Source organism: Eubacterium sp. OM08-24 (assembly GCF_003438075.1).
GTDB lineage: Bacteria > Bacillota > Clostridia > Oscillospirales > Acutalibacteraceae > Ruminococcoides.
Genome location: NZ_QSTA01000001.1, coordinates 445367 through 468683, shown reverse-complemented (window position 1 = coordinate 468683; position 23317 = coordinate 445367). Strand labels below are relative to the sequence as shown.

Here is a 23317-nt window from a genome sequence, read left to right as displayed (position 1 = left end):
GCAAAAATTCAATAATTAAAATTATTTGGCATTTTATATGCCATATGATATAATAAAGAGTAAGTAATAATTCATACTATTTAATTTAATTTCATTTTAGATATTAAAACCGAAATTATATACCGTAAAGTAAAATGTTTTATTGATTGCAAATTTGTAAAAAGAAAAATAATTTAATCAACCATAGATTTAATTATAATTTTATAATTGCAGGCTGAAATAAAATTAATATGATAAATATTTTAATTAAGCAAATTGCATTAGCAGGTTGTAATAATCTTTTATAATAATCACTCAGAAAGGTAGAGGCATTTCAATCCAACTCTACCCTTGAATTAAGATATAGTCAACTATACAAAAGGCATATTTTGTATAGTTGAGGCGAGGAGTAAATGGCACATGGGAGTTTCTTTTATTGATGACGCACCGCAGATCATCAAGGATTACTTATTTTATATGCAGACGGTCAAAGGTAAATCTCAAAAGACCGTTGATGAATACTACATAGATTTGCGTACATTTTTCAGATTTATAAAGTTACAGCGTGGACTTGTGCCTGAGGATGCGGAATTTGAAAGTATTTCAATAGCCGATGTAGATCTTGAGCTTGTGAAAACCGTTACGCTCAATGACGCATACGAATTTATGAATTATATTCAGCGTGAGCGCAACAATCAAAATGTTACACGAGCTCGCAAATGCTCAAGTCTTAAAGGCTATTTTAATTATCTGACTACTAAAAAATGCGCTTTAAGCACAAATCCCGTCGAACAGCTTGAAGTTCCGAAAAAGAAAAAAGCTTTGCCAAAATATCTTACACTTGAGCAAAGTCTTGAACTGCTAAATGCCGTTGACGGCGATTATAAAGAGCGTGATTATTGCATATTAACCCTGTTTTTAAATTGCGGATTGCGTGTGTCTGAAATGGCATCTTTAAATTATACTGATATTCGTCAGGACAACACCCTGAGGGTTGTCGGCAAAGGCAACAAAGAACGAGTTATTTATCTCAATTCTGCCTGCGTATCTGCTATTCAAAACTATATGCGTGTGCGACCTGTTGACGGTGTCAAAGACAAGTATGCACTGTTTATCAGCCGAAACCACCGCAGAATGAGTGTTAAAACCATTCAGGCTATGGTGTATAAATATCTTGAAAAAATCGGACTTAATGCTCAGGGATATTCCTGTCATAAGCTCAGGCACACTGCCGCAACGCTTATGTATCAGTACGGCGGAGTTGACATACGAGTGCTTAAAGATGTACTCGGTCACGAAAACCTTGGCACAACCGAGATTTACACCCACCTAAGCTCCGAGCAAATGAAAAATGCCGCCGAAAAAAATCCGTTATCAAATGTTAAGCCAAAGGCAAACAAGAAAACAGAAAACGGCGAAAAAAATTAAATTGTCGATTAATATTATTTTCCTTAATTATTGAAAATAAAATATTATTTTCACCGTTATTTATAGTAATATTATTCCTTTAGACAGTATTTAATCACAAATATTGATAAATGCGTGTACGAACGGCTTTCCTATGAGACTCGGCACTTGGTTTATTGATGACGCAGTAGTGGCAGAAGTAAAAAAATGACCTTGTTATACAAAGTCATTTATATTCTCAATGCACCGCCTATATCTATAAGCGGTGCATTTTCTATTAAATTAATAATTTTTACATTATGAATTATACAAAACTTCTCGATTTCTCGGAAATTCGGGTGTGTTTTTATATCACCGAAAAACGCCAAAGTGTCTTTATCAAGCATTGTGCAAGCGCCGCCGATAAATCCGTAATCGTACCCGTCAAGTCTTATATTTCCGCTTTCAATCTTCAGCACATCAACTCCGCTTTTTGTCAGAGCATTATAAATTGTGTTGTCGGCTGTAATTGCGCTGCTTTTGCATATAACAGCCGTAGAGCATCGAGTGTAGCCTTGCTTTACATTAACAATTTCAATGCTGTTTTTCTTGCAATAATTTTTTACGGAAATATCTATAACATCTTCCCTGCCGTATAATTTTCCGTCCAAATACAGGCAATTCAGCGCTACACAATCGGGATATTTGCCTTTAATATTATTCTCACAAGGAATTATATTGTATCCTTTATTCTCAAGGTTTTTTCTTAACGATATACATTCCCGTAATAAAAAAATGTTATTTTCTATCATTAGCAACTGCATATCAATATGCCTTTGCTCCGGAGTATTGAATTTTAAAATTTTATCAGAGGAAATTATATTATATCCGTAACTTTCAATCGCACTGCATAGCTTTGGATATTCGTCCGACATAACAACATAACTCATATGCTGACAGCCTCAAAAGCCTGTCTTATATTTTTTACGCCGACAAGCTCTGCCCCATCACATTTTACAGCCTTTATGTTGTGATACGGCAAAATAATTTTTGTAAATCCGAGCCTTACCGCCTCGTTTACTCTGAGTTGTGCCTGAGAAACCGCTCTGATTTCACCTGCAAGTCCGATTTCGCCAAATACAACAACATTTTCGGCAATCGGTACATCTTTAAGACTGCTGATAAGCGCCATTGCAACCGCAAGGTCAATGGCAGGCTCGTCTATTCTCAAACCGCCGACAATGTTTATGTACGCATCGTTATTAGAAAAATAGTACCCTGCCCTTTTTTCAAGTACGGCAAGCAAAAGTGAAAGTCTGTTGTAGTCAAAGCCTGTTGCCATTCTGCGAGCGTTGCCGTAGCCGCTCTGAGTTGCAAGTCCCTGCACCTCGGCAAGAATTGGTCGAGAACCCTCAATAGTGCAGGTTACACAAGTACCCGACACTCCCTTTGGTCTGCCTGAAAGCAGCATTACAGATGGATTTGGCACTTCTACAAGTCCTGTATCGGTCATTTCAAACACACCGATTTCGTTGGTTGAGCCATATCTGTTTTTAACAGCTCGCAAAATTCTGCAAGACATCTGCTTGTCGCCCTCAAAATGCAATACGGTATCTACAATATGTTCAAGCACCTTAGGGCCTGCGATTGAACCCTCTTTGTTTACATGACCTACAACAAACATTGGAATATCAAGCGACTTTGCGGTGCGCATAAGGCAGTTTGTCGACTCTCTTACCTGCGTTACACTGCCGGGTGACGAGCTTAACTCGGTAAGATTCATTGTCTGAATTGAGTCAATCATTACAATGTCGGGCTTTTCGGCTCTTATCTGTTCACAAACAATTTCTACATCTGTTTCGGTCATTACATACAGATTAGGAGAATTTACGCCGAGTCGGTTTGCTCTCAGCTTTAGCTGTCTTTGCGATTCCTCGCCCGACACATATAATACTTTCATAGAATTGCCGAGATATTGGCATATTTGCAAAAGTACGGTTGATTTGCCTATACCGGGGTCACCGCCAAGTAAAATAAGACTTCCTTTTACAATTCCGCCGCCAAGCACTCGGTTCAGCTCGCCGCAGCCTGTATCGTAACGGTGTTCGTTTTCGGTAGTGATTTCAGTAATTGAATACGGAGCAGAAACAGCCGAAGTTACCTTTCTTTTTACGGCAGGAGCGGTCTTTACGCTCTCCTTGATTTCTTCCTCCATAGTATTCCACTCGCCGCAGGTAGGACATTTTCCGTACCATTTAGGCGATTCGTAACCGCATTGCGAGCATATATATACACTTTTGATTTTTGCCATATTAAACTTCCTTTAATAAACATTCATAAATCCCACAGCTATTGAATAAGCCATTTTTTGCTGATAGGTATTGTCTTGCAGTTTTGCACATTCGCTTTCGTTAGAGATAAAACCGCACTCGCAAATCACAGCAGGCACAGTTGCATTTTTTAAGAGATAAATGCTTTTATCCGCCTTTTTACACTCTCTTTCGTTTTCAGGCTGAAGTAATGTTACCACAGACTGTCTAATGCTTTCGGCGAGGTCTGCACTCTGCGGATTGTTTGGCGAATAGAAAATCTGCGTTCCGCTGTATTTGCTTTCGGTAAATTTATTCTGATGAATACTGATTACAACATTGTCGGTGCTTGAATTAAACATAGAAAGGCGGTTTTTCATATCGGAAACCTTGCGTTGTCTGATATTATCACCCTGAGTATAAACAGATTTATCCTCAGTTCTTACCTGCTCGGTTTTGTAGCCGAAGAGTGTGAGCATATCGGATAGCTTTGCGGAAATCTGCAAATTAATATCCTTTTCCACCACATTGCCGTAAACAGCTCCGCCGTCCTCACCACCATGACCTGCGTCAATAATAATCGTGTGCTTACAATCGCCGACATTGCCCTCGCTTGTCATAACATTCAAACGAAAGTATGCGGCAGTTATCAGCCAAACAAATGCCGAAATGAGAACTAAACATATTGAAAAGTAAATAATTTTCTTAATTTTCATAAAGCCATACACCCCATAAAATTTTTATGTAGAATACGGCTTGCTTATAACAATTATATCATAGTAAATTTGAATTTAAAAGCAGAAAAGCAAATTTGTAACTATATACTTTTAGCTGAATACTCTGTTATTAATAAAAAAGCAGGCATAGCGCTCACCTTTCGGCGCTATGCTTAAAATTCGGGTGAAGTAATGAATAAAACAACTCTTAATAAAATTCCGCTGAACTGTGAGGCTTATATAGACAGCATTGAGTGTGAAAACGGCATAAAAAACAGAATTAATGATATGGGCATAACAGAGGGCGAAAAAATTATTCCGATTATAAAAAGTCCGTTCGGAGATCCGAGGGCGTATCTGTCAAAAGGCACTGTAATTGCGCTCAGAGAAAGCGACTGCGCCAAAATTACGGTGCATCCTACACAAAGCTACACATAAAATCTAAAGTTGGGAGGTTTTTACTTGCTGACAAGAAACAGCCGTAAAACCGAGGCAAGCGGAAATATGTGCAATAACGCAAGCTATAATGTGGTACTTGCAGGTAACCCGAATGTGGGCAAAAGCACGATTTTCAATGCGCTTACAGGTATGAAACAGCACACAGGCAACTGGACGGGAAAAACCGTTGAATATGCAAAAGGCTGTACGAAAATCAACGACAAAACATTTTCAATCATAGATTTGCCCGGCACATACTCTATGATTTCCTTTTCTCCCGAGGAAGATGTTTCAAGGCAGTTTCTTGTGCGAGATGACATTGACTGCACAGTTATAGTAATAGATTCAAGCGTGCTTGAGCGCAACCTTTCCTTTACCTTGCAGGTGCTTTCTGTTGCCAAAAAGGCGGTATTGTGCCTTAACCTAAGCGATGAATGTGCCAAAAACGGGTTTATCATTGATGAAGATGAGCTTTCGCTGAACCTCGGCATACCTGTTATCAGCACTAACGCAACAAAGAAAGCCGATATTGAAAAAATCAGAGAAAAAATTTTCGATGTATGCACAGAAAAGACAAAGTGCTTTCGAGTTTCTCGGCTTTATGATGGCATAGATATTTCAGACACAGAAAAGCGCAGGCAAAACACAGAAATTTTATCAGCAAGGGCAAAGGAAATTTGCAGCCATTGTGTAAAAAAGTGCGGCGAAAATATAAGTGCAAAAACGAGAAAGCTCGATAAAATACTTACTTCTAAAATTACAGGAATACCGATAATGATACTCCTGCTCGGACTGCTTTTTTGGATAACAGCAGTAGGAGCAAATTATCCGAGCCAACTGCTGAGCTGTATGTTTGAATATATAAAAATCGGTCTTGTATATATCTTTGATTTTTTCAATTCTCCCGATTTTATAAAAGGCTTTTTTATAGACGGCATTTATACTACTCTCAGCTGGGTTGTAGCGGTAATGCTGCCGCCAATGGCGATTTTCTTTCCGCTGTTTGCCTTAATAGAGGACTTTGGCTATTTGCCGAGAATTGCATTTAACCTTGACAAATTCTTTTCTAAATGCGGAGCGCATGGCAAGCAAGGCTTGACTATGGCTATGGGAATTGGCTGTAATGCCTGCGGAGTTACAGGCTGCAGAATTATTGAATCGCCAAAAGAACGGCTTATAGCCACTGTAACCAACAACTTTATGCCATGCAACGGCAGATTTCCAATGCTTATTGCGGTAATCACAATATTCTTTTCGGGCAGTGCCTGCGTGCTGTCGGGCTCGGTCGGCGTTGCCCTTATACTCGTTTTGCTTATTCTCTTTGCGGTTGCCGTCACCATGTTTGTTTCAAAAATTCTCTCCACAACACTGCTAAAGGGTGAGCGCTCGGCATTTGCACTGGAACTTCCGCCCTACCGCAAGCCGAGAATTTTAAAAACAATAGCAAGCTCGTTTTTAGACCGCACATTATTCGTGCTGGGCAGAGCGGTTGTGGTGGCTATACCTGCCGGCGCTCTCATATGGCTGCTTGCAAATATTTATATTGCTGACCAATCACTGCTTGCATACTGCACAGAATTTTTTGATCCGTTCGGTAAAGCCATCGGACTTGACGGTGTAATAGTAATGGCGTTTTTGCTTGGCTTTCCCGCTAACGAAACCGTTATTCCCATAATAATTATGTCTTACCTTTCAAACGGCACTCTTACGGATTTTGCAAGCTACGAAGAACTTTTTGCATTGCTCACGCAAAACGGCTGGACTGTTACAACTGCGCTCTGCACTATAATAATGTGTATCTTCCATTTTCCATGCTCAACCACCTGTCTTACCATAAAAAAAGAAACAGGAAGTATCGGTTGGACTATGTTTTCAATTATAATGCCCACAGCCATAGGTGTGGCAATATGCTATCTCATTGCTACAATATCAAACTTTTTCATATAAACAGAAAACCTGCCCTTGCAATATGTAAGGGCAGGTTTTGAGGTTATCAAATGAAAACAAAAATAATAAAAACAAAGGAATTAAAAGGAAAATAAGTATAAAAAGATAAAGATAAATTTATTCTACACGAAATCTGTTATAAATTATAATCAGAAATCAATGTCGAGGTCATAGTAGCAAGCCTTGAGAAGTTTCTCCATTTCTTCCTGACTTGGCTGACGAGGGTTAGAGCCTGTGCAAGCGTCTGCAATAGCGTTTTTAGCTGTTTCAGCAAGCTTATCCATAAACTCTTTTTCGTCAATAATGCTTACATCAGCCTTTACGCCGCCCGGGCCGTAGTTCTTGATAGCCTGCGGAATATCAAGCTGATCATTCATTGAGCGGAGCTCTGCAATAAGTGCATCAACAAGTTCTTCTGTTGTGTCGCCCTTAAGGTCAATGAACTTTGCAATCTGAGCATAACGCTCAGCAGCAGTAGCGTCTTTTGAATTATATTTAATTACCTTAGGAAGGTACATAGCGTTTGCACAGCCATGAATAATGTGACCGCCTGAGAATGCAGCGCCTGTCTTATGAGCCATTGAATGAACAATACCGAGGAGAGCATTTGAGAATGCCATACCTGCAAGACACTGAGCATTGTGCATAGCATCACGAGCAGCCATATCACCGTCATAAGACTTTTTAAGATCATTGTGAATCATCTTGATTGCGTGGAGTGCAAGTGCGTCTGTATAGTCACAGTTAAGAGTAGATACATATGCCTCAATAGCATGAGTCATTGCGTCCATACCTGTATGAGCTGTAAGCTTTTTAGGCATTGTTTCAGCAAGTGACGGATCTACAATAGCTACATCAGGAGTGATGTTGAAGTCAGCAAGCGGATACTTGATGCCCTTTTCATAATCTGTAATTACTGAGAAAGCTGTAACCTCTGTTGCTGTACCCGAAGTTGACGGAATAGCACAGAATTTAGCTTTCTGTCTTAATTTAGGGAAGCTGAACGGAGTAATAAGATCCTCAAATGTGATTTCAGGATACTCATAGAAAGCCCACATAGCCTTTGCAGCGTCAATCGGTGAGCCACCGCCCATTGCAACAATCCAGTCAGGCTCAAACTCTCTCATAACAGCTGCGCCTTTCATAACTGTGTCAACAGATGGGTCCGGCTCAACGCCCTCAAAGAGCTTAACTTCCATGCCTGCCTCTTTTAAATAGTCAACAGCCTTGTCAAGGAAACCGTTGCGTTTCATTGAGCCGCCGCCAACTACTACAATTGCTTTTTTGCCTTCGAGTGTTTTTAAACTTGAAAGAGCATCTTCACCGTGATAAAGATCTCTCGGTAATGTGAATCTGTACATTATTATGTCCCCCTATCAGGAAATATTAGTCATTTTCCCTTTGACTAAGGCTATTATAACACCTTTTATTTCCAATGTAAAGGGTTTTTAAGTAAAATTTATGTGAAATTATAGAAAAGTTTTTGTTACTTCACATATTTTATTATGTATATTCACAATACTATCACATTACAACCCGTAAATGTTATCCACATCGTTTGCGTATTCCTTTACAAGTTCAAGAAAATGCTTTGAAACAGGGTTTGCCACAGATTTATTCCATGCCATTACATATGAAATACTCGTGTCTGCGTCTGTAAGCGGTATACTCGCACAGCTTTTGTCGGATGAAAAATTGAGCAGCGAGCTTGGTACAATCGAAATTCCCATTCCTGCCGCCACAGCCATATACATACTCTTTACATCGTCAAATGTATTTGCAACATTCGGCGCAATGTGAAATGTGCGGTATAAATCCATTATCTCCATATAAAGTATAGGAGTAATATTTTCTGAAAGAAGTACAAGCTTTTTATCCGAAAGGTCGGAAAGCGAAATTTCTTTTCTTCTTGCGAGTTTACTCGTTGAATCGACTATCACAAAAAGCTGTTCGCTATGGGTAACTATCGACTCAACAGATGAGCTTTCGGGCAGCATATCTCTTGGCATAAAGCAAAAGTCATAGTCGCCGCCAAGCACATTGCCGTTACCTGAGCAGTCAAGCGACTTTACATCAACTGTAATGTCGGGATAGCGTTTGCGAAATTCCTTTATACATTTTGTGGGAAAAGAAAAAGAGGTTTGATCGCAGGCAACGGTAATTCTGCCCTTGCCCCCTTCGTGCATTTGCTTAATTATAGAGGTAGCTTTAGCAAGCGTGTCAACAATTTCTATTGCATACGGCAAAAGGGTTTTGCCCTCGTCCGTAAGCAAAACATCTCTATGTGAGCGTATAAAAAGCTGTACGCCAAATTCTTTTTCAAGGTCAATAATATATCGGCTGACGGTGGATTGCGAAACATAGTTGCGCCTTGCCGCCTCAGAAAAATTAAGTGTGCGAGCAACCGAAATAAAACATTTTAACTGACTTATGTCCATAAATAAACACTCCTTTCAAAAGCGGATATTATTTTTGTACTGTAAGTTTTCACTAATTGTACCTTGTTATGCAGGAAGTGAATAAATAAGTCAAAATCGATAAATAATTACATTAAAACTTTAGTTGACCAATTCTTTCCTTTCTGCTATAATTTGAGTATAGCATAATAGTATGCAAAAATCAAATAATAATCAAATACTATAAATAATTATGCGGCAAGGAGCAGTTATGAAAAAAATAGTTATTACAGGTATGGGCGCAGTTACACCTATCGGCATTGGTGTAGATACTTACTGGGAAAACATTACAGCAGGCGTGTCGGGTATAGACACTATCAAGAGCTTTGACGCATCTGAACTTGCGGTTCAGATTGCAGGCGAAGTAAAGAATTTTAACCCGTCGGATTATATGCCGAAAGACTTAATCAGAAAAACGGATCCGTTTATGCAGTATGCATATATTGCTGCAGAGGAGGCTTTAAAGCAGAGCAACCTTGAAATTGAACCTGAACGCACAGGTATTGTAATGGGTACAGCTATGAACGGCATTGCTACAATTGCGTTTACTCAAGACGCACTTTCGGGCGCTGCACATAAAAAGGTAGGCCCGAGATTTATTCCTAAAATTCTCGGCAACATTGCCGCTGCAAATATCGCAATCGACCACAATATTCAAGGTCCGAGCTTTACCGTAAGCACAGCTTGTTCATCGGGCGGCGATGCAATCAACACAGCTTGTATGTGTATACAGACAGACAAAGCCGATGTAATGCTCGCTGTCGGTGCGGAGTCAGTTCTCTGCCCGCTCGTAATTTATTCGCTTGCAAACGCAAAGGCACTTTCACGCAGAAACGACTCCCCTGCTACCGCAAGCAGACCTTTTGATGTTACCCGTGACGGTTTTGTAATCGGAGAGGGCGGCGGTGCGCTTCTTCTCGAAACCGAGGAGCACGCACTTGCAAGAGGCGCAAAGATTTACGGCGAAGTTCTCGGCTGTGGCAACACAGATGACGCTTACCATGTAACAGCTCCGCATCCGGAAGGAAGAGGCGCTATTGCTTGTATGAAACAGGCTATTGCACAGGCAAATATCGACACATCACAGATAGGTTATGTAAACGCTCACGGCACAGCTACCAACAAAGGCGACACAGTTGAAACAGCGTCTATCAAAAATGTATTTGGTGACAAGCTCCCATATGTAAGCTCAACAAAGGGCGCAACAGGTCATATGATGGGCGCAGGCGGCATCACAGAGGTTATTACCTGCGTAAAAGCTATTGAAACAGGAGTAATTCCGCCGACAATCAACTTAAATGAAGTTGACCCCGAGTGCAGCGGAATAGACTTTGTCGCTAACACAGCAAAGAAAGCCGAAATAGATTATGCTATGTCAAACGCATTTGGCTTCGGTGGACAGAATTCAAGTATTATTGTAGGCAGATACAAGGGATAATCCCTACCGATATAAAGGAGAAATTTATGCAGTTTACTTATGATTCAGATATGTTTGTAAAAACATTTGAAAGCGAATTTACATGGCTTAACGGCTTTATGAGAAATGTTCGCCGTTTTGGCAATAGAACAGCTGTTATTGACCCTGCCCGCAACATAAAGTGGACATATACAGAATTAAACACAGCTGCAAATAAGTTTGCAAATGCCATGAAAGCAGACGGTGTTAAAAAAGGCGATATTGTATTTATGCAGCTTTTTAACTCTACACAATTTTTGCTTGGATATATAGCACCGCAAAAGCTCGGCGCTATCGGCAATCCCGCAAACTTTAATCTTTCTCCGGGCGAAACAGCGGAAATCATCGGTCACAACAAACCTGCTGTATATGTGTATGATGCAGAAATCCTTGATACCGTTGTAAAGGCTCTTGAAATCACTTCTCATACTCCAAAGGTAATTATCGCCGTAAACAACACAGGCAAGGATATTGAACTTCCGCAGGGACATATTCTTTTTGAGGACTATATAAAAAATGCCTCAGACGAAAATCCGCCTGTTGATTTTGGACCGCATATATATGACGAAGTTGTCCGTTTGCAGACTTCGGGCACAACAGGCACACCAAAGGGCGTTCCGCTCAACAATGTAAACGAAGTGCTTTCGGCACACGATGTAATTATGCATTTCCCACTCAACCCTACCGACATTACAATGAATATGACGCCGTGGTTCCACCGTGGCGGTTTACATTCGGGCGGTCCTACCCCTACTTTGTATGTAGGCGGATGTATTGTAATTATGCGTAATTTTAACCCTAAGACCTGCCTTGAATATGTAGATAGCAATAAGATTACTTTTATAACAGGTGTACCGTCAATTCTCACTCTGCTTGCAAGCCGACAGGAAAAGTACCCTAAGAATATTTCTTCTTTAAAGGGTATAATAACTATGGGCAGTCCGCTTGAAAAAGAGGCTTGTATTCGTTTTCAGAATGTGCTTACACCTAATATTTTTAACGGCTACGGCACAACAGAATCTTTTTGGAACACATTTTTACGCCCGTATGATTTACCTGAAATGTCAGGTTCCGCAGGTCGTTCATGTACCGATGATGAGGTAAGAATCGTAAATGTTTACGATGAGGGAAAAGCAAATCCCGATGATACGGTTCCTTGTGACGGCAAGACAGAGGGCGAAATAATTATTAAGTGCCCCGGTAAGACAACCTATTGCTATGTAGGCAACGAAAAAGCCACAAAGGATAAATTTGCCGACGGTTGGATGTACACAGGCGATGTAGGCACTTGGGATGAAAATCAATTTATCACAATTTCGGGCAGAAAAGATGATATGATTATCAGCAAGGGCGAAAATATCTACCCTGCAAGAATCGAAGAGGCTATCAATAAGCACCCTAAAGTTTCGGAATGTATAGTAACCGGTGTGCCTGACAGTGTTCGCGGCGAAAGCGTTGCAGCCTATGTTATTCCCGTGGACGAAAGCCTTACTGTCAAGGAGCTTTTTGAATTTTGCGCAAATTCCCCTGACATTTCAAAGTATCAGGCACCGAGATATTACCGCTTTGTGACAGAATTGCCGCACACAGCAACAGGTAAAAAACAGCACTTTAAAATAAGACAACAGGCTAAGGAAGATTTGAAAAACGGTTTGCTTATAAAAAAATAAAGGGTGATTTTTTGCAGATAAAACCATATTCAAGAAGAATCAATTACTATGAAACCGATATGATGAGCATTGTTCACCATTCGAATTATATCAGATTTTTTGAAGAGGCTCGATGTAACTTTATGGAGCAGATCGGTTGCGATGTAAGAGCACTTGAGGATAAAGGTGTTTCTATTGCCGTTGTTGACGCATACGCAAAGTACATTATTCCTCTGAAATTTGACGATAAGGTTTACATTACAACAAAGCTGACAAATCTGTCGGCTGCAAAGATAGAATTTGAATACGAAATCAGATTTGCCGATTCCGATATTCTCGCAACAACAGGCAGAACCACGCATTGCTGTGTAAACCGCTCAAACAAACCTATGCCGATTAAAAAGGCCGACTCAGCGCTTTTTGAAACGCTTAAAAATCTTTTAGAAAAATAACAAAACAAAGACCTCCGCAACAAACGGAGGTCTTTTGTATGCAGAAATATCTTAAATCAGCAGGCAGTCGCTCACAGCCTGCTTTTGTCAACAAAGTGGCTGATTAAATCCTTACGGGTAACAATACCTATGAAAACTCCCGAATCATCTGTAACGGGAATAAAGTTCTGATTTAAGGCTCTTTCGTAAAGCTCTTTCATATCAACGCTGATTTTTACAGACGGGTTAAAATCGGTACGAATAAGGTCACGCACAAAATATTTTTCCTGCGACTTTATTCCCTGCGTTTGCTTTTCGACTATGTACCACAAAAAGTCGCCCTCGCTGACTGTACCGACATATTTGCCGTACTCGTCAATTACAGGCACAGCGGTGTAGCTATGGGCTTTCATCTTTTCAAGCGCCTGTCTGATTGTACTGTTCTCATAAATATAAGCCACTGTTTCCTTTGGCTTTAATAACATAACAATGTTCATTTTATTATCTCCAATTAAATTTCAGACTTAGATGTCATATATATTTTTCCGATTGCAAAGACTATTGCAAACAATAAAAGCGGTGGGTCTTGCTCAAGCAAACCTGTAAGAATAAAAATCACGCTTGGAAAAATTGCCGTCAGCATATGCAATGTATGGTTTCTGCTGCGGTAAAACATTATGCAGCTTAAAATATGCAGCAACAGCAAAAATACCATTGACACAATCCAAAAGATTTTCATTGCATCTGACAAAAAGCCGTCACCCTGTATTCCGAATCCGCACACCATAAGAAAAATTACGGCAAAGCCGCCGATTTGCTCAAATCCCTTTAATCCTCTGTTCACAGAATCTGTCGGAGGCTTATATTTTTTATCAATATTTCTGAAAATCATCCACACAATAAATAAAATTACAATTACGGGTACTCCGTATAAATTAAAAAATTGCATTAAATCATCCTAAATATATTATATGTTTTTATTAATTCTATCACAGTTTTTGATAATTCTCAAGTGCTTTATTCTACAAATTATCGCAAAATATATATTTTTTACAACAAAAGTGCATAAGTGACAGAATTGTAAATTGATTTTTCAGAAAAAAGATTGTATTATATTAAAGTACACATTTTTGTGAATAGAAAATTTTGGAGGAGATTTCTTGAGCACCGAGAAAAAGCGAAAACGCTTTAGAATAAGCGGAAAGCTTATTTTTAATATAATAGTTCTTGGCATTACCTTTTATCTTATAGTCTTTTTCTGCGTTTCTGAAAACGGTATGATTGACCTGTTGTCCTCGCCCGATGGATTTATATGGGGCTGGATAATTGCAGGACTTATAGCGTTTGATATGAATATAATTATTGATACCTTTGTAACGCAAATATTAATAAGAACACAATACCCTGATTTCAGGTTTATTGATTCGCTAAAAGTTGCGCTTGTAGGTGTATTCTTCGGTGCTGTCACTCCATCCAATACCGGCGGACAACCTATGCAGTTGTATCTTCTTTCAAAAATGAAAGTCGGAGTCGGGTTCGGCTCGGCGTGTATGACGCAAAAATTTGTGTATTATCAAATTGTTACAGGCGTTTTCAGTATTCTTGCAATTATAATTAAATTTGATTATTTTAAATCCGCCTTTACCAATATATGGTCTACCCTGTTTATCATTCTCGGATTTTTGACGCAAACTATTGTTACAGTTCTCTTTTTGGTTGTATCGTTCAGTCCGAAAATTACAGGTAAACTCATAAAATTCATTGATAAGCTATTGCACAAATTAAAATTCATCAAAAAACCCGATGACAAGGTAAAATCTCTCAACGAGCAGGTAGAGCTTTTCCATCAAGGTAACAAAAAGCTCTATGAAAACAAGAAAAGAACGTTCTTGCTTTACGGACTTGTTGCAATGCAGGTAATCGCTATTCTCTCTGTTCCGTACTTTGTTTATCTTTCGTTTGATATGCATGGCATCGCTATCGAAAATGGACAAGTACCGCTTAGTTTTCTCGATACAATTTGCATTCAGTCGTTTGTGCTCTTTACCTCAAATCTTGTACCATTACCCGGTGCATCGGGCGGTGCAGAACTTGCATTTACTATGTACTTCGGACCTTTCTTTGTTGTGGGACTTGCAAACAAAATTAAACCTGCAATCCTGTTGTGGAGATTTATTACATATTACGGCGCAATATTGATTTCCGCTCCGTTCTCTTACCTAACCAAAGGTAAAAGGATTGACGACGCTATAAAAGAAAATGAAATGTCCGGCACAAATGAATTTGAAAAATTAAAAACTCAACCGAATAAATAATTAAGTTGCAGTTTGGCACATTAAAAAGCAACAATAATGTGCCAAACTTTCTTTTATGTTGACTTTTCTATATCAGCAAGCAGAATTTTGCAATATTTTTTGAAGAATATTGCAAAAAAACTTGTTTTTAGCTCAATTCTGATTTATAATTATAAAGTAACAAGAGTGAAAGAGGAGATTTATATGGTTACACTTGATAAAATCTATCACGCATCTTATGTACTTAAAGATGTAGTTATCCCTACCCCGCTTGTTAAGGCTTCCGCTATCAGCAATGACTGCGAAATTTACCTCAAGCCTGAAAACTTGCAGATTACAGGCTCATTTAAGGTAAGAGGCTCGGGATATAAGATTTCTCAGCTCACAGAAGAAGAAAAGAAACATGGTGTTATTGCTTGTTCCGCAGGCAATCACGCTCAGGGTGTTGCACTTGCTGCAACAAAATACGGCATTAAGTCACTTATCTGCTTGCCTGATGGCGCTCCAATCTCTAAGGTTGAGGCTACAAAGGGTTACGGCGCAGAAGTTTGTATGGTGCCGGGTGTGTATGATGATGCCTACAACAAGGCTTGTGAGCTTCGTGACGAACATAACTATACTTTTATTCATCCGTTTGACGATGAAAATGTAATTGCAGGTCAGGGTACAATCGGCATTGAAATTCTTGAAGAAATGCCTGATGTAGACGCTGTTGTATGTGCTATCGGCGGCGGCGGACTTATCTCCGGTGTTGCTTGCGCAATTAAGAGTCTTAATCCTAACATCAAGGTTTACGGTGTTCAGGCAGAGGGCGCTCCGTCTATGTATGAATCAATCAAGCAGGGCAAGCCTGTTCATCTTGATAAAGTATCTACTGTTGCTGACGGTATTCAGGTTAAAGAGCCGGGCGAGCATACTTTCAAGTATGTTCAGCAGTATGTTGACGATATCGTAACTGTAACAGATGACGAGATTTCATCAGCTATTCTTGCACTTATCGAATCTCAGAAGATGATCGCCGAAGGTGCAGGCGCTGCACCACTCGCAGCTGTAATGTTTAATAAGCTCCCTGTAAAGGGCAAAAAGGTTGTTTGCGTAATCTCAGGCGGTAACATTGATGTTACTATCCTCTCAAGAGTAATTAAGCGTGGTCTTTTAAGATCAGGCAGATCGCAGACACTTTGCATTGAACTTCAGGATAAGCCGGGTCAGCTCAAGCAGGTTGCCGATATCATCGCAGACAAGGGCGGCAATGTTATTTCTATCCACCACGAGCGTGCAAGCGAGGGTACTGATATTAACGGCTGTTACCTAAGAATTGTACTTGAAACAAGAAACTTTGACCATGTAAAAGAAATTACAAACGCACTTACAAGCGCAGGCTTTAAGCTCGTATAATTTACGGAGGGTTTTATTATGGAAAAGATTTATACTAAAAATGCACCGGACGCTATCGGCCCATATTCACAGGCTGTTGTAGTAAACGGTCTTGTATTCGCATCAGGTCAGATTGCAATTAACCCTGCAAGCGGCAATGTTGAGGCTACTACAATCGAGGCTCAGACAGAGCAGGTTTGCACAAACCTTAAAAATGTTCTCGAGGCATCAGGCAGCTCACTCGAAAAGGCTGTAAAAACAGTTTGTTTCTTAAAGGATATGAATGACTTTGCTGCATTCAACGCAGTGTATGGCAAGTATTTCACAGAAAAGCCTGCTCGTTCATGCGTAGCTGTTAAGCAGCTCCCAAAGGATGTTCTCGTTGAGGTTGAAGTAATCGCCGAAGTTTAATTCTGTATAAAATCTGTTGATTTTTTCAAAACAAAAACCTGCACTTTAATTATAGAGTGCAGGTTTTTTGCTTAGTAAACTGCTTTAGATAAATGATCATAAGCCGCAGACAGTATTCTTTTTGAGCTTTCATATTCAGGCTCTATGTCAATAGTTGGGGTAATCCGAAAAATGAAATAGAGATATTTAACAAGCGGCAGAAAATTGAAATGCTCCCCTTTTGTTAGACAATGAGGTATAATATAAATATACCGTAATTAAAACTAACGAAAGGGGGGCATTTTTATGTCAAAAGAACAGCCGAATAAACAGCACAAGCCGAAAACCAAAATTATATTCTGTACTGCCTACTCCGACTATGCGCTTGACGCATACAATGTAAACGCTGTCGGCTATTTGTTAAAGCCGATTACCGAAAAGCAAATTCGTGAAAAGCTCAAACAGCTTGACGAGGTACTCTCTGCCCCTGTTTTTGTTTCTCAAAACAAAAGTTTCTTTGTCAATAGTTGGGGTTAAGAACATAGTTATTAAGGCTTCCCACTTGAGGGGAAGCCTTTTTAGTTTGTTGAAATTTTTAGGATATTAGGATAGCATTATTACCCCAACATTTATCATAGAACCCATATTCAAAAGTATTGTAAGCCTCATCAAACGCTAAAAGTTTAACGGCTGATAATTCAGACTTTTGAAATTTTACATTTTGATTTTTATATTCAGCAAGAAAATAAACTATTTGCTTTACTGTATCGACTTTGCTCGGAATTATATGCTCGTCGACTACCCTGAAGCCATCAATAAGATTTGCTTTTACACCGACTTATTCAAATATTTCTCGTAAGGCGGTTTGTTCTTCAGTTTCATCTGCTTCCATATGCCCTTTTGGAAATCCATGAAAGCCTTGAAGCTGCTGCACAATTAAAAATTTATATTCGTTGTTTTCTTTTGTAAATACAACAGCTCCGCAAGATTTTTCGTATTTCATAGGCTGATTAATTTATTCAATCACAAGTTCAACAGGGCAATGGTCGCTGCCGAAAACCTCTGTGTGTATATCGGCACTTACGAGCCTTGAATCAAGAGCCTTTGAGGTTAAGAAATAGTCAATACGCCAGCCTGCATTCTTTTCTCTCGCTTTAAATCTGTATGACCACCACGAGTATATTCCCTCTCTGTCGGGATAAAAATAGCGGAAAGTATCGGTAAATCCGCTGTCCAAAAGTGTGGTCATCTTGCCCCTTTCCTCATCGGTAAAGCCTGCATTTTTGCGGTTTGTCTTTGGATTTTTAAGGTCAATTTCATTATGCGCAACATTAAGGTCGCCGCACACAATAACAGGCTTTGTCTTTTCAAGATTTTTCAAGTATTCTCTGAAAGCGTCCTCCCACACCATTCTGTAATCAAGCCTTAAAAGCTCGTTTTTGGAATTTGGCGTATAGCATGTAACGAAGTAATAGTCCTCAAACTCCGCAGTAATCACTCTGCCCTCTTTGTCATGCTCCTCAATTCCGAGCCCGTAGGTAACGCTTATCGGTTCTTCTTTGGTAAAAAGCGCAGTGCCCGAATAACCCTTTTTCTCGGCATAGTTCCAATACATATGATAGCCGTCAAGCGGTAAATCAATTTGTCCTGCCTGCAATTTTGTTTCCTGCAAACAGAATACATCTGCATTTACTTCATTAAAAAAGTCAAGAAAGCCCTTTGTTACGCAGGCTCTCAGTCCGTTTACATTCCAAGATATAAATTTCTTCATATTAATTCTCCTCGTTCAAAAGCTCTGCCCACTCAGCCTCCTTAAAGCCTGTAAGCACCCTGTTGTCCCTAATAAGAATAGGTCTTTTTACTAACATTCCGTTTGTGGCAAGCAGACTGTATTTTTCTTCAAGCGACATTTCGGGCAGCTTGTCCTTTAAATTCATTGACTTATAAAGCATACCGCTTGTGTTGAAAAACTTTTTTATGTCAAGTCCGCTCATCTCGTGCCATTTCTGCAATTCTTCGGCTGTCGGATTACATTCAACGATGTGTCTGTCCTCGTAATCGGCACTTTTGCTGTCTAAGAAATTCTTAGCCTTTTTGCAGGTCGAACATTTCGGATATTCTAAAAATAACATAAAATCACTCCTGTTATAATTATACAAATATAGTATAAAATATTTTTCGATAATAATCAACATTTTCGGCTCTTTGCTTGAAAATTATTTTGAAATTTTATATAATATTGTTATGAATAAATTTGAAATTTTAAAACATTACTTTGGTCACGATACTTTTCGTGACGGTCAGGAAAATATAATAGATAATATTTCAAACGGTAATGACGCACTCTGTATTATGCCGACAGGCGGCGGAAAGTCTATTTGCTATCAGATACCTGCGCTTATGTCAGACGGCATAGCAATCGTAATTTCTCCGCTTATTTCACTTATGAAAGATCAGGTTACTTCGCTAAATCAAAACGGAATCAGAGCGGCATACATAAACAGCACCCTCACTTCTGCCCAACAATCGAGGGCAATTTATAACGCTATGCGAGGTGAGTACAAACTGATTTATGTTGCGCCCGAAAGGCTTGAAGTGCCTGCATTTTTAAACCTTTGCAACAGCATTAAAATTTCACTGATAGCCGTTGACGAAGCGCACTGCGTGTCACAATGGGGACACGATTTCAGACCGAGCTACCTAAAAATTGCAGATTTTATTTCAAAACTTGACAACAGGCCCGTTATATCTGCATTTACAGCAACTGCAACAGACGCCGTAAAAAGAGATATTTTAAATCTGCTCGGACTTAAAAATCCTTATCAAATAACAACAGGATTTGACCGCAAAAATCTCTTTTTTGCAGTAAAGCGTCCGCAAAGAAAGCAAAAGGAATTACTCGCCATTGTCAGCGAACACAAAAATCAGAGCGGAATAATATACTGTGCTACCCGTAAAAATGTAGAAAAAGTCAGCGATTTTCTCAATGATAACGGTTACCGCTCGCTGATTTACCACGCAGGCCTGAACAGTGAAATACGAAACCGAAACCAAGAGGATTTTATCAATGACAGATGCAATTTGATTGTTGCCACAAATGCTTTCGGAATGGGCATTGATAAACCCGATGTACGCTTTGTGGTGCATTACAATATGCCGAAAAATCTCGAAAACTATTATCAAGAGGCAGGCAGAGCGGGCAGAGATGGCGAAAATTCGGACTGTATTTTGCTATACAGTCCTGCCGATGTCCACACTCAGCGGTTCTTTATTGAGAATAATGACGAAAATGATGAGCTGACCGATGAGCAACGTGAAAAAATCAAGAAAAACGATTACTACAAGCTCAACAAAATGGTCGGCTACTGCACCTCAACAACCTGTTTAAGAAACTATATTCTCAATTATTTTGGCGAATATCATACTAACGATTGCAACAACTGCTCGGCTTGTCTTAAAGAATACAAGCTTACTGATGTAACGGTAGATTCGCAGAAGATTCTTTCTTGCATTATAAAAACCCGTCAACGCTACGGAGCGTCAACCATTATTGATGTGCTTGCAGGCTCCAAAAAAGAGAGTATTATAAATGCAGGACTTGACGAGCAGTCAACCTACGGCATTATGAGCAAAACGAAAAAGGCGGCAATTTCCGAGCTGATAACCAAGCTGATTGACGAGGAATACATACATCAAACTGAGGGCAAATATCCGATTTTAGAGGTTACTCAAAAGTCATACCCAATTCTAAAAGGGCAAAAAAACCTTACAATGCGGCTTGCCGTAAAAGAAGATTTGCATAGAGAAATTCAGCAGGCGGAGATTGACCGCAGCTTGTTTGATAAACTCAAGGAACGCAGAAAATATCTTGCAGATAAAGCCAGCGTTCCTCCGTATGTTATATTCAGCGACGCATCTTTGCGTGATATGTGCGCAAAACTTCCGACAAACGAAAATGATTTCTTGAGAATATCCGGTGTAGGTATTAAGAAACAGGAAAAATACGCAAAAGAATTTATCCCGATTATTAAGGAATATAAGAACTCAAAATCATAAAAACGGCATACCAATTACGGTGTGCCGTTTTTGCTTAATCTGAAAATTTAATTTATAAATCCTGCAAATCTGCGCTTGGAATATCGTTTTCAAGATTATCTCTTGCTAAGTCGTTGTCTATATAAGAATAAAAATTTGAAATAGGTCTTTCGCTGTGCGGTCTGCTGTGATACACTTTTTGTGACGGAGGCTGTGTGCCTGCAATAATCGGATTGGCTTTTTCGTTGCTCAGCTTTGCCCTGCCCTGCAATTCCGGCACAAGCTCCGCTTTGCTTTTGTGTTCACTGTGAATGTCATCAACTCTGTGCATTCCTTTTTTAGCCATAAAATCACCTCAAAAGTATTTTGCACAGTAAAAACAGAATTATTAGCATATGAAATAAAGAGCCTTACAATAAAAGCAAAATAAACATATAAAAAATCCTGTCTGAAAAATCAGACAGGATTTTGAATTTATTAAAGGATTTAATTAGCAAACACCCTGAGCAATCATTGAATCTGCAACCTTCTCAAAGCCTGCGATGTTAGCACCTACTACATAGTTGCCCTCATAGCCGTACTTCTTAGCAGCATTGTCAATGTTGTGGAAAATATTAACCATAATGTTCTTGAGCTTAGCGTCAACTTCCTCAAATGTCCATGAAAGGCGCTGTGAGTTCTGTGACATCTCAAGAGCAGAAGTAGCAACACCGCCTGCGTTAGCTGCCTTACCAGGAGCGAAGAGTAAACCTGCCTCCTGGATGAGCTTTGTAGCCTCAAGAGTTGTAGGCATATTAGCGCCCTCTGCTACTGCATAGCAACCGTTAGCGATAAGTCTCTTAGCATCGTCAGCGTTAAGCTCGTTCTGTGTAGCACATGGAAGAGCAACATCACACTTAACTGACCAATCGAATTTACCCTCGTGGTACTCTGAATTTGGACGGTAGTTCTTGTACTCTGAAAGTCTGCCTCTCTTAACTTCCTTGATTTCCTTAACAGCGTCAAGGTCGATACCCTCTGCATCGTAAACCCAACCTGTTGAATCAGAAAGTGTAACTACCTTAGCACCAAGCTCTGTAGCTTTCTGTGTAGCGTAAATAGCAACATTACCTGCACCTGAAATACAAACTGTAGCACCGTTGATATCTTTACCGTTGCACTTGAGCATTTCCTCTGTGAGGTAAAGAAGACCGTAACCTGTAGCCTCTGTTCTTGCTAAAGAACCGCCCCAGTTGAGGCCCTTACCTGTAAGAACGCCCTCATATACATTTCTGATTCTCTTATACTGACCGAACATATAACCAATCTCACGAGCGCCTGTACCGATGTCGCCTGCAGGAACGTCTGTGTCAGCACCGATGTGCTTGCAAAGCTCTGTCATAAAGCTCTGGCAGAAAGCCATAACTTCGTTGTCGCTCTTGCCCTTAGGGTCAAAGTCAGAGCCACCCTTACCGCCGCCGATAGGAAGACCTGTTAATGAGTTCTTGAAGATCTGCTCAAAACCGAGGAACTTAATTACACCAAGGTTTACAGACGGATGTAATCTTAAACCGCCCTTGTAAGGTCCGATAGCGCTGTTAAACTGTACACGGAAACCACGGTTTACCTGTACCTTGCCGTTATCGTCAACCCAAGGAACTCTAAACATAATAACACGCTCAGGCTCTGTGATTCTTTCGAGAATAGCGTTCTCCTGATACTTAGGATTAGCCTCGAATACAGGCTCAAGTGATGTTAAAACTTCTGTAGCTGCCTGAATAAACTCAGGTTCGTTTGGATTTTTTGCTTTAAGCTTTTCGAGCTGTTCACTTACATACGACATTGTATGTTCCTCCTTATTAATTCAAAACAATTTATCATTACCACAAATATTTATGTGCTGTGGCTTTCGACATACTTATAATACTACTTTTTCAATCATTTTGCAAGTTTTTTAAATAAAGTTTATGAACTTGTTAATATTTAGCTATTATATTGTCGAAAATAAAAATATTTTACCTAAGTTATGAAAGTTGCTTGTGCCGGAGTTGCTTTAAAATAAGTTATTAACATTAACTTACCGTTTTGTATAGTTCGTCGGCTGAATTTTTAACATTCGTTTTAGTTGCAAATGCACATAAACAATGATATAATACAAATAGTAATATTTTGAAATACGGTGATTTTATGGATTACACTAAAAGATTAAGGGAATTAAGAATCGCAAACGGATATACACAAGCAGAGATTGCCTTTCTCCTGCATACAAGGCAGGAACAGTACAGCAAATACGAAAGTGGCAAGCGTGAATTGCCAATAAAACACCTTATTGCATTATGCAGAATTTACAAGGTTTCGAGCGATTATGTCTTAGGACTTGAAAAGTACAGTAAAAAGTAATACAAAATAAGCGCAACAAAAAAGCCTGAGAACACTTAATTCTCAGGCTTTGGGTTATATTCAAATTCACTTATT

24 protein-coding genes are annotated in these 23317 nt (G+C 39.5%); 12 read left to right on the top strand and 12 right to left on the bottom strand.

What is annotated here, in order from left to right; genetic code table 11:
• Positions 1 to 399 precede the first annotated feature (399 nt).
• Positions 400 to 1407 carry a tyrosine recombinase XerC gene (locus tag DXC23_RS02350; RefSeq protein ID WP_117704594.1) on the top strand — a complete coding sequence of 336 codons (1008 nt, stop codon included), beginning with the start codon at positions 400 to 402 and terminating at the stop codon, positions 1405 to 1407.
• 209 nt (positions 1408 to 1616) lie between these two features.
• Here DXC23_RS02350 and DXC23_RS02345 read toward each other — a convergent pair whose 3' ends face one another.
• Genes DXC23_RS02345 through DXC23_RS02335 form a run of 3 tightly spaced genes read right to left on the bottom strand, consistent with a single transcriptional unit; the run spans position 1617 to position 4390 of the window.
• A complete protein-coding gene (locus tag DXC23_RS02345; RefSeq protein WP_117704593.1) occupies positions 1617 to 2315 on the bottom strand; it encodes a DUF6873 family GME fold protein in 699 nt (232 codons plus the stop codon).
• Positions 2312 to 3676, bottom strand: a complete 1365-nt coding sequence (radA, locus tag DXC23_RS02340; protein ID WP_117704592.1) for a DNA repair protein RadA — start codon at positions 3674 to 3676, stop codon at positions 2312 to 2314. The genes DXC23_RS02345 and radA overlap by 4 nt, the downstream gene beginning before the upstream one ends.
• A gap of 12 nt (positions 3677 to 3688) precedes the next feature.
• Positions 3689 to 4390: an N-acetylmuramoyl-L-alanine amidase gene (locus DXC23_RS02335; protein ID WP_117704591.1), complete on the bottom strand. Its 702-nt coding sequence runs from the start codon at positions 4388 to 4390 to the stop codon at positions 3689 to 3691.
• Between the two features lie 192 nt (positions 4391 to 4582).
• On the opposite strand from DXC23_RS02335, the gene DXC23_RS02330 reads away from it, so the two are divergent.
• On the top strand, positions 4583 to 4828 hold the full coding sequence (locus tag DXC23_RS02330; protein ID WP_117704590.1) for a FeoA family protein: 246 nt from the start codon (positions 4583 to 4585) through the stop codon (positions 4826 to 4828).
• A gap of 24 nt (positions 4829 to 4852) precedes the next feature.
• Complete coding sequence (feoB, locus tag DXC23_RS02325; RefSeq protein ID WP_242997383.1) at positions 4853 to 6775, top strand: ferrous iron transport protein B; 1923 nt, start codon at positions 4853 to 4855, stop codon at positions 6773 to 6775.
• 149 nt (positions 6776 to 6924) lie between these two features.
• On the opposite strand, the gene DXC23_RS02320 is transcribed toward feoB, so the two are convergent.
• Positions 6925 to 8136 (bottom strand): iron-containing alcohol dehydrogenase, encoded by a 1212-nt coding sequence (locus DXC23_RS02320; protein ID WP_117704589.1) that lies wholly within the window; start codon positions 8134 to 8136, stop codon positions 6925 to 6927.
• A 168-nt stretch (positions 8137 to 8304) separates the two neighbouring features.
• The gene (locus tag DXC23_RS02315; RefSeq protein WP_117704588.1) at positions 8305 to 9213 is read right to left on the bottom strand and encodes a LysR family transcriptional regulator; all 909 of its coding nucleotides are present in this window, start codon (positions 9211 to 9213) and stop codon (positions 8305 to 8307) included.
• A 229-nt stretch (positions 9214 to 9442) separates the two neighbouring features.
• Here DXC23_RS02315 and fabF point away from each other — a divergent pair, with 229 nt between their 5' ends.
• From fabF to DXC23_RS02300, 3 genes are read left to right on the top strand one after another with little or no spacing between them, the layout of a single operon-like run.
• Positions 9443 to 10669: a beta-ketoacyl-ACP synthase II gene (fabF, locus tag DXC23_RS02310; protein WP_117704587.1), complete on the top strand. Its 1227-nt coding sequence runs from the start codon at positions 9443 to 9445 to the stop codon at positions 10667 to 10669.
• A 26-nt stretch (positions 10670 to 10695) separates the two neighbouring features.
• Positions 10696 to 12357, top strand: a complete 1662-nt coding sequence (locus DXC23_RS02305) for an AMP-binding protein (RefSeq protein ID WP_117704586.1) — start codon at positions 10696 to 10698, stop codon at positions 12355 to 12357.
• Positions 12358 to 12368: 11 nt separating this feature from the next.
• The gene (locus tag DXC23_RS02300) at positions 12369 to 12788 is read left to right on the top strand and encodes a thioesterase family protein (RefSeq protein ID WP_117704585.1); all 420 of its coding nucleotides are present in this window, start codon (positions 12369 to 12371) and stop codon (positions 12786 to 12788) included.
• Positions 12789 to 12859: 71 nt separating this feature from the next.
• On the opposite strand, the gene DXC23_RS02295 is transcribed toward DXC23_RS02300, so the two are convergent.
• Both DXC23_RS02295 and DXC23_RS02290 read right to left on the bottom strand, forming a co-directional pair.
• Positions 12860 to 13264: a CBS domain-containing protein gene (locus DXC23_RS02295; RefSeq protein ID WP_117704584.1), complete on the bottom strand. Its 405-nt coding sequence runs from the start codon at positions 13262 to 13264 to the stop codon at positions 12860 to 12862.
• A gap of 14 nt (positions 13265 to 13278) precedes the next feature.
• On the bottom strand, positions 13279 to 13716 hold the full coding sequence (locus DXC23_RS02290; RefSeq protein WP_117704583.1) for a hypothetical protein: 438 nt from the start codon (positions 13714 to 13716) through the stop codon (positions 13279 to 13281).
• Between the two features lie 211 nt (positions 13717 to 13927).
• Between DXC23_RS02290 and DXC23_RS02285 the strand changes: the two genes are divergently transcribed.
• The 4 genes from DXC23_RS02285 (at position 13928) to DXC23_RS02270 (ending at position 17365) form a co-directional block, all read left to right on the top strand.
• Complete coding sequence (locus DXC23_RS02285) at positions 13928 to 15082, top strand: lysylphosphatidylglycerol synthase transmembrane domain-containing protein (protein WP_158552403.1); 1155 nt, start codon at positions 13928 to 13930, stop codon at positions 15080 to 15082.
• 183 nt (positions 15083 to 15265) lie between these two features.
• Positions 15266 to 16459, top strand: coding sequence for a threonine ammonia-lyase (gene ilvA, locus DXC23_RS02280; protein ID WP_117705052.1), 1194 nt, complete (start codon positions 15266 to 15268; stop codon positions 16457 to 16459).
• Positions 16460 to 16477: 18 nt separating this feature from the next.
• On the top strand, positions 16478 to 16849 hold the full coding sequence (locus DXC23_RS02275) for a RidA family protein (RefSeq protein WP_278286533.1): 372 nt from the start codon (positions 16478 to 16480) through the stop codon (positions 16847 to 16849).
• 285 nt (positions 16850 to 17134) lie between these two features.
• A complete protein-coding gene (locus DXC23_RS02270; RefSeq protein ID WP_117704580.1) occupies positions 17135 to 17365 on the top strand; it encodes a response regulator in 231 nt (76 codons plus the stop codon).
• 301 nt (positions 17366 to 17666) lie between these two features.
• Here DXC23_RS02270 and DXC23_RS02265 read toward each other — a convergent pair whose 3' ends face one another.
• From DXC23_RS02265 to DXC23_RS02255, 3 genes are read right to left on the bottom strand one after another with little or no spacing between them, the layout of a single operon-like run.
• On the bottom strand, positions 17667 to 17831 hold the full coding sequence (locus DXC23_RS02265; RefSeq protein WP_117704579.1) for an NUDIX domain-containing protein: 165 nt from the start codon (positions 17829 to 17831) through the stop codon (positions 17667 to 17669).
• Positions 17832 to 17843: 12 nt separating this feature from the next.
• Positions 17844 to 18599 carry an exodeoxyribonuclease III gene (locus DXC23_RS02260; RefSeq protein WP_117704578.1) on the bottom strand — a complete coding sequence of 252 codons (756 nt, stop codon included), beginning with the start codon at positions 18597 to 18599 and terminating at the stop codon, positions 17844 to 17846.
• Position 18600: 1 nt separating this feature from the next.
• Positions 18601 to 18960, bottom strand: coding sequence for an arsenate reductase family protein (locus DXC23_RS02255; RefSeq protein ID WP_117704577.1), 360 nt, complete (start codon positions 18958 to 18960; stop codon positions 18601 to 18603).
• Between the two features lie 112 nt (positions 18961 to 19072).
• On the opposite strand from DXC23_RS02255, the gene recQ reads away from it, so the two are divergent.
• A complete protein-coding gene (recQ, locus tag DXC23_RS02250) occupies positions 19073 to 20884 on the top strand; it encodes a DNA helicase RecQ (protein ID WP_117705051.1) in 1812 nt (603 codons plus the stop codon).
• 52 nt (positions 20885 to 20936) lie between these two features.
• On the opposite strand, the gene DXC23_RS02245 is transcribed toward recQ, so the two are convergent.
• Both DXC23_RS02245 and gdhA read right to left on the bottom strand, forming a co-directional pair.
• A complete protein-coding gene (locus tag DXC23_RS02245) occupies positions 20937 to 21209 on the bottom strand; it encodes a hypothetical protein (protein WP_117704576.1) in 273 nt (90 codons plus the stop codon).
• A gap of 144 nt (positions 21210 to 21353) precedes the next feature.
• Complete coding sequence (gene gdhA / locus DXC23_RS02240; RefSeq protein WP_117704575.1) at positions 21354 to 22685, bottom strand: NADP-specific glutamate dehydrogenase; 1332 nt, start codon at positions 22683 to 22685, stop codon at positions 21354 to 21356.
• 344 nt (positions 22686 to 23029) lie between these two features.
• Between gdhA and DXC23_RS02235 the strand changes: the two genes are divergently transcribed.
• Positions 23030 to 23242: a helix-turn-helix transcriptional regulator gene (locus tag DXC23_RS02235; protein WP_117704574.1), complete on the top strand. Its 213-nt coding sequence runs from the start codon at positions 23030 to 23032 to the stop codon at positions 23240 to 23242.
• Positions 23243 to 23317: the final 75 nt, after the last annotated feature.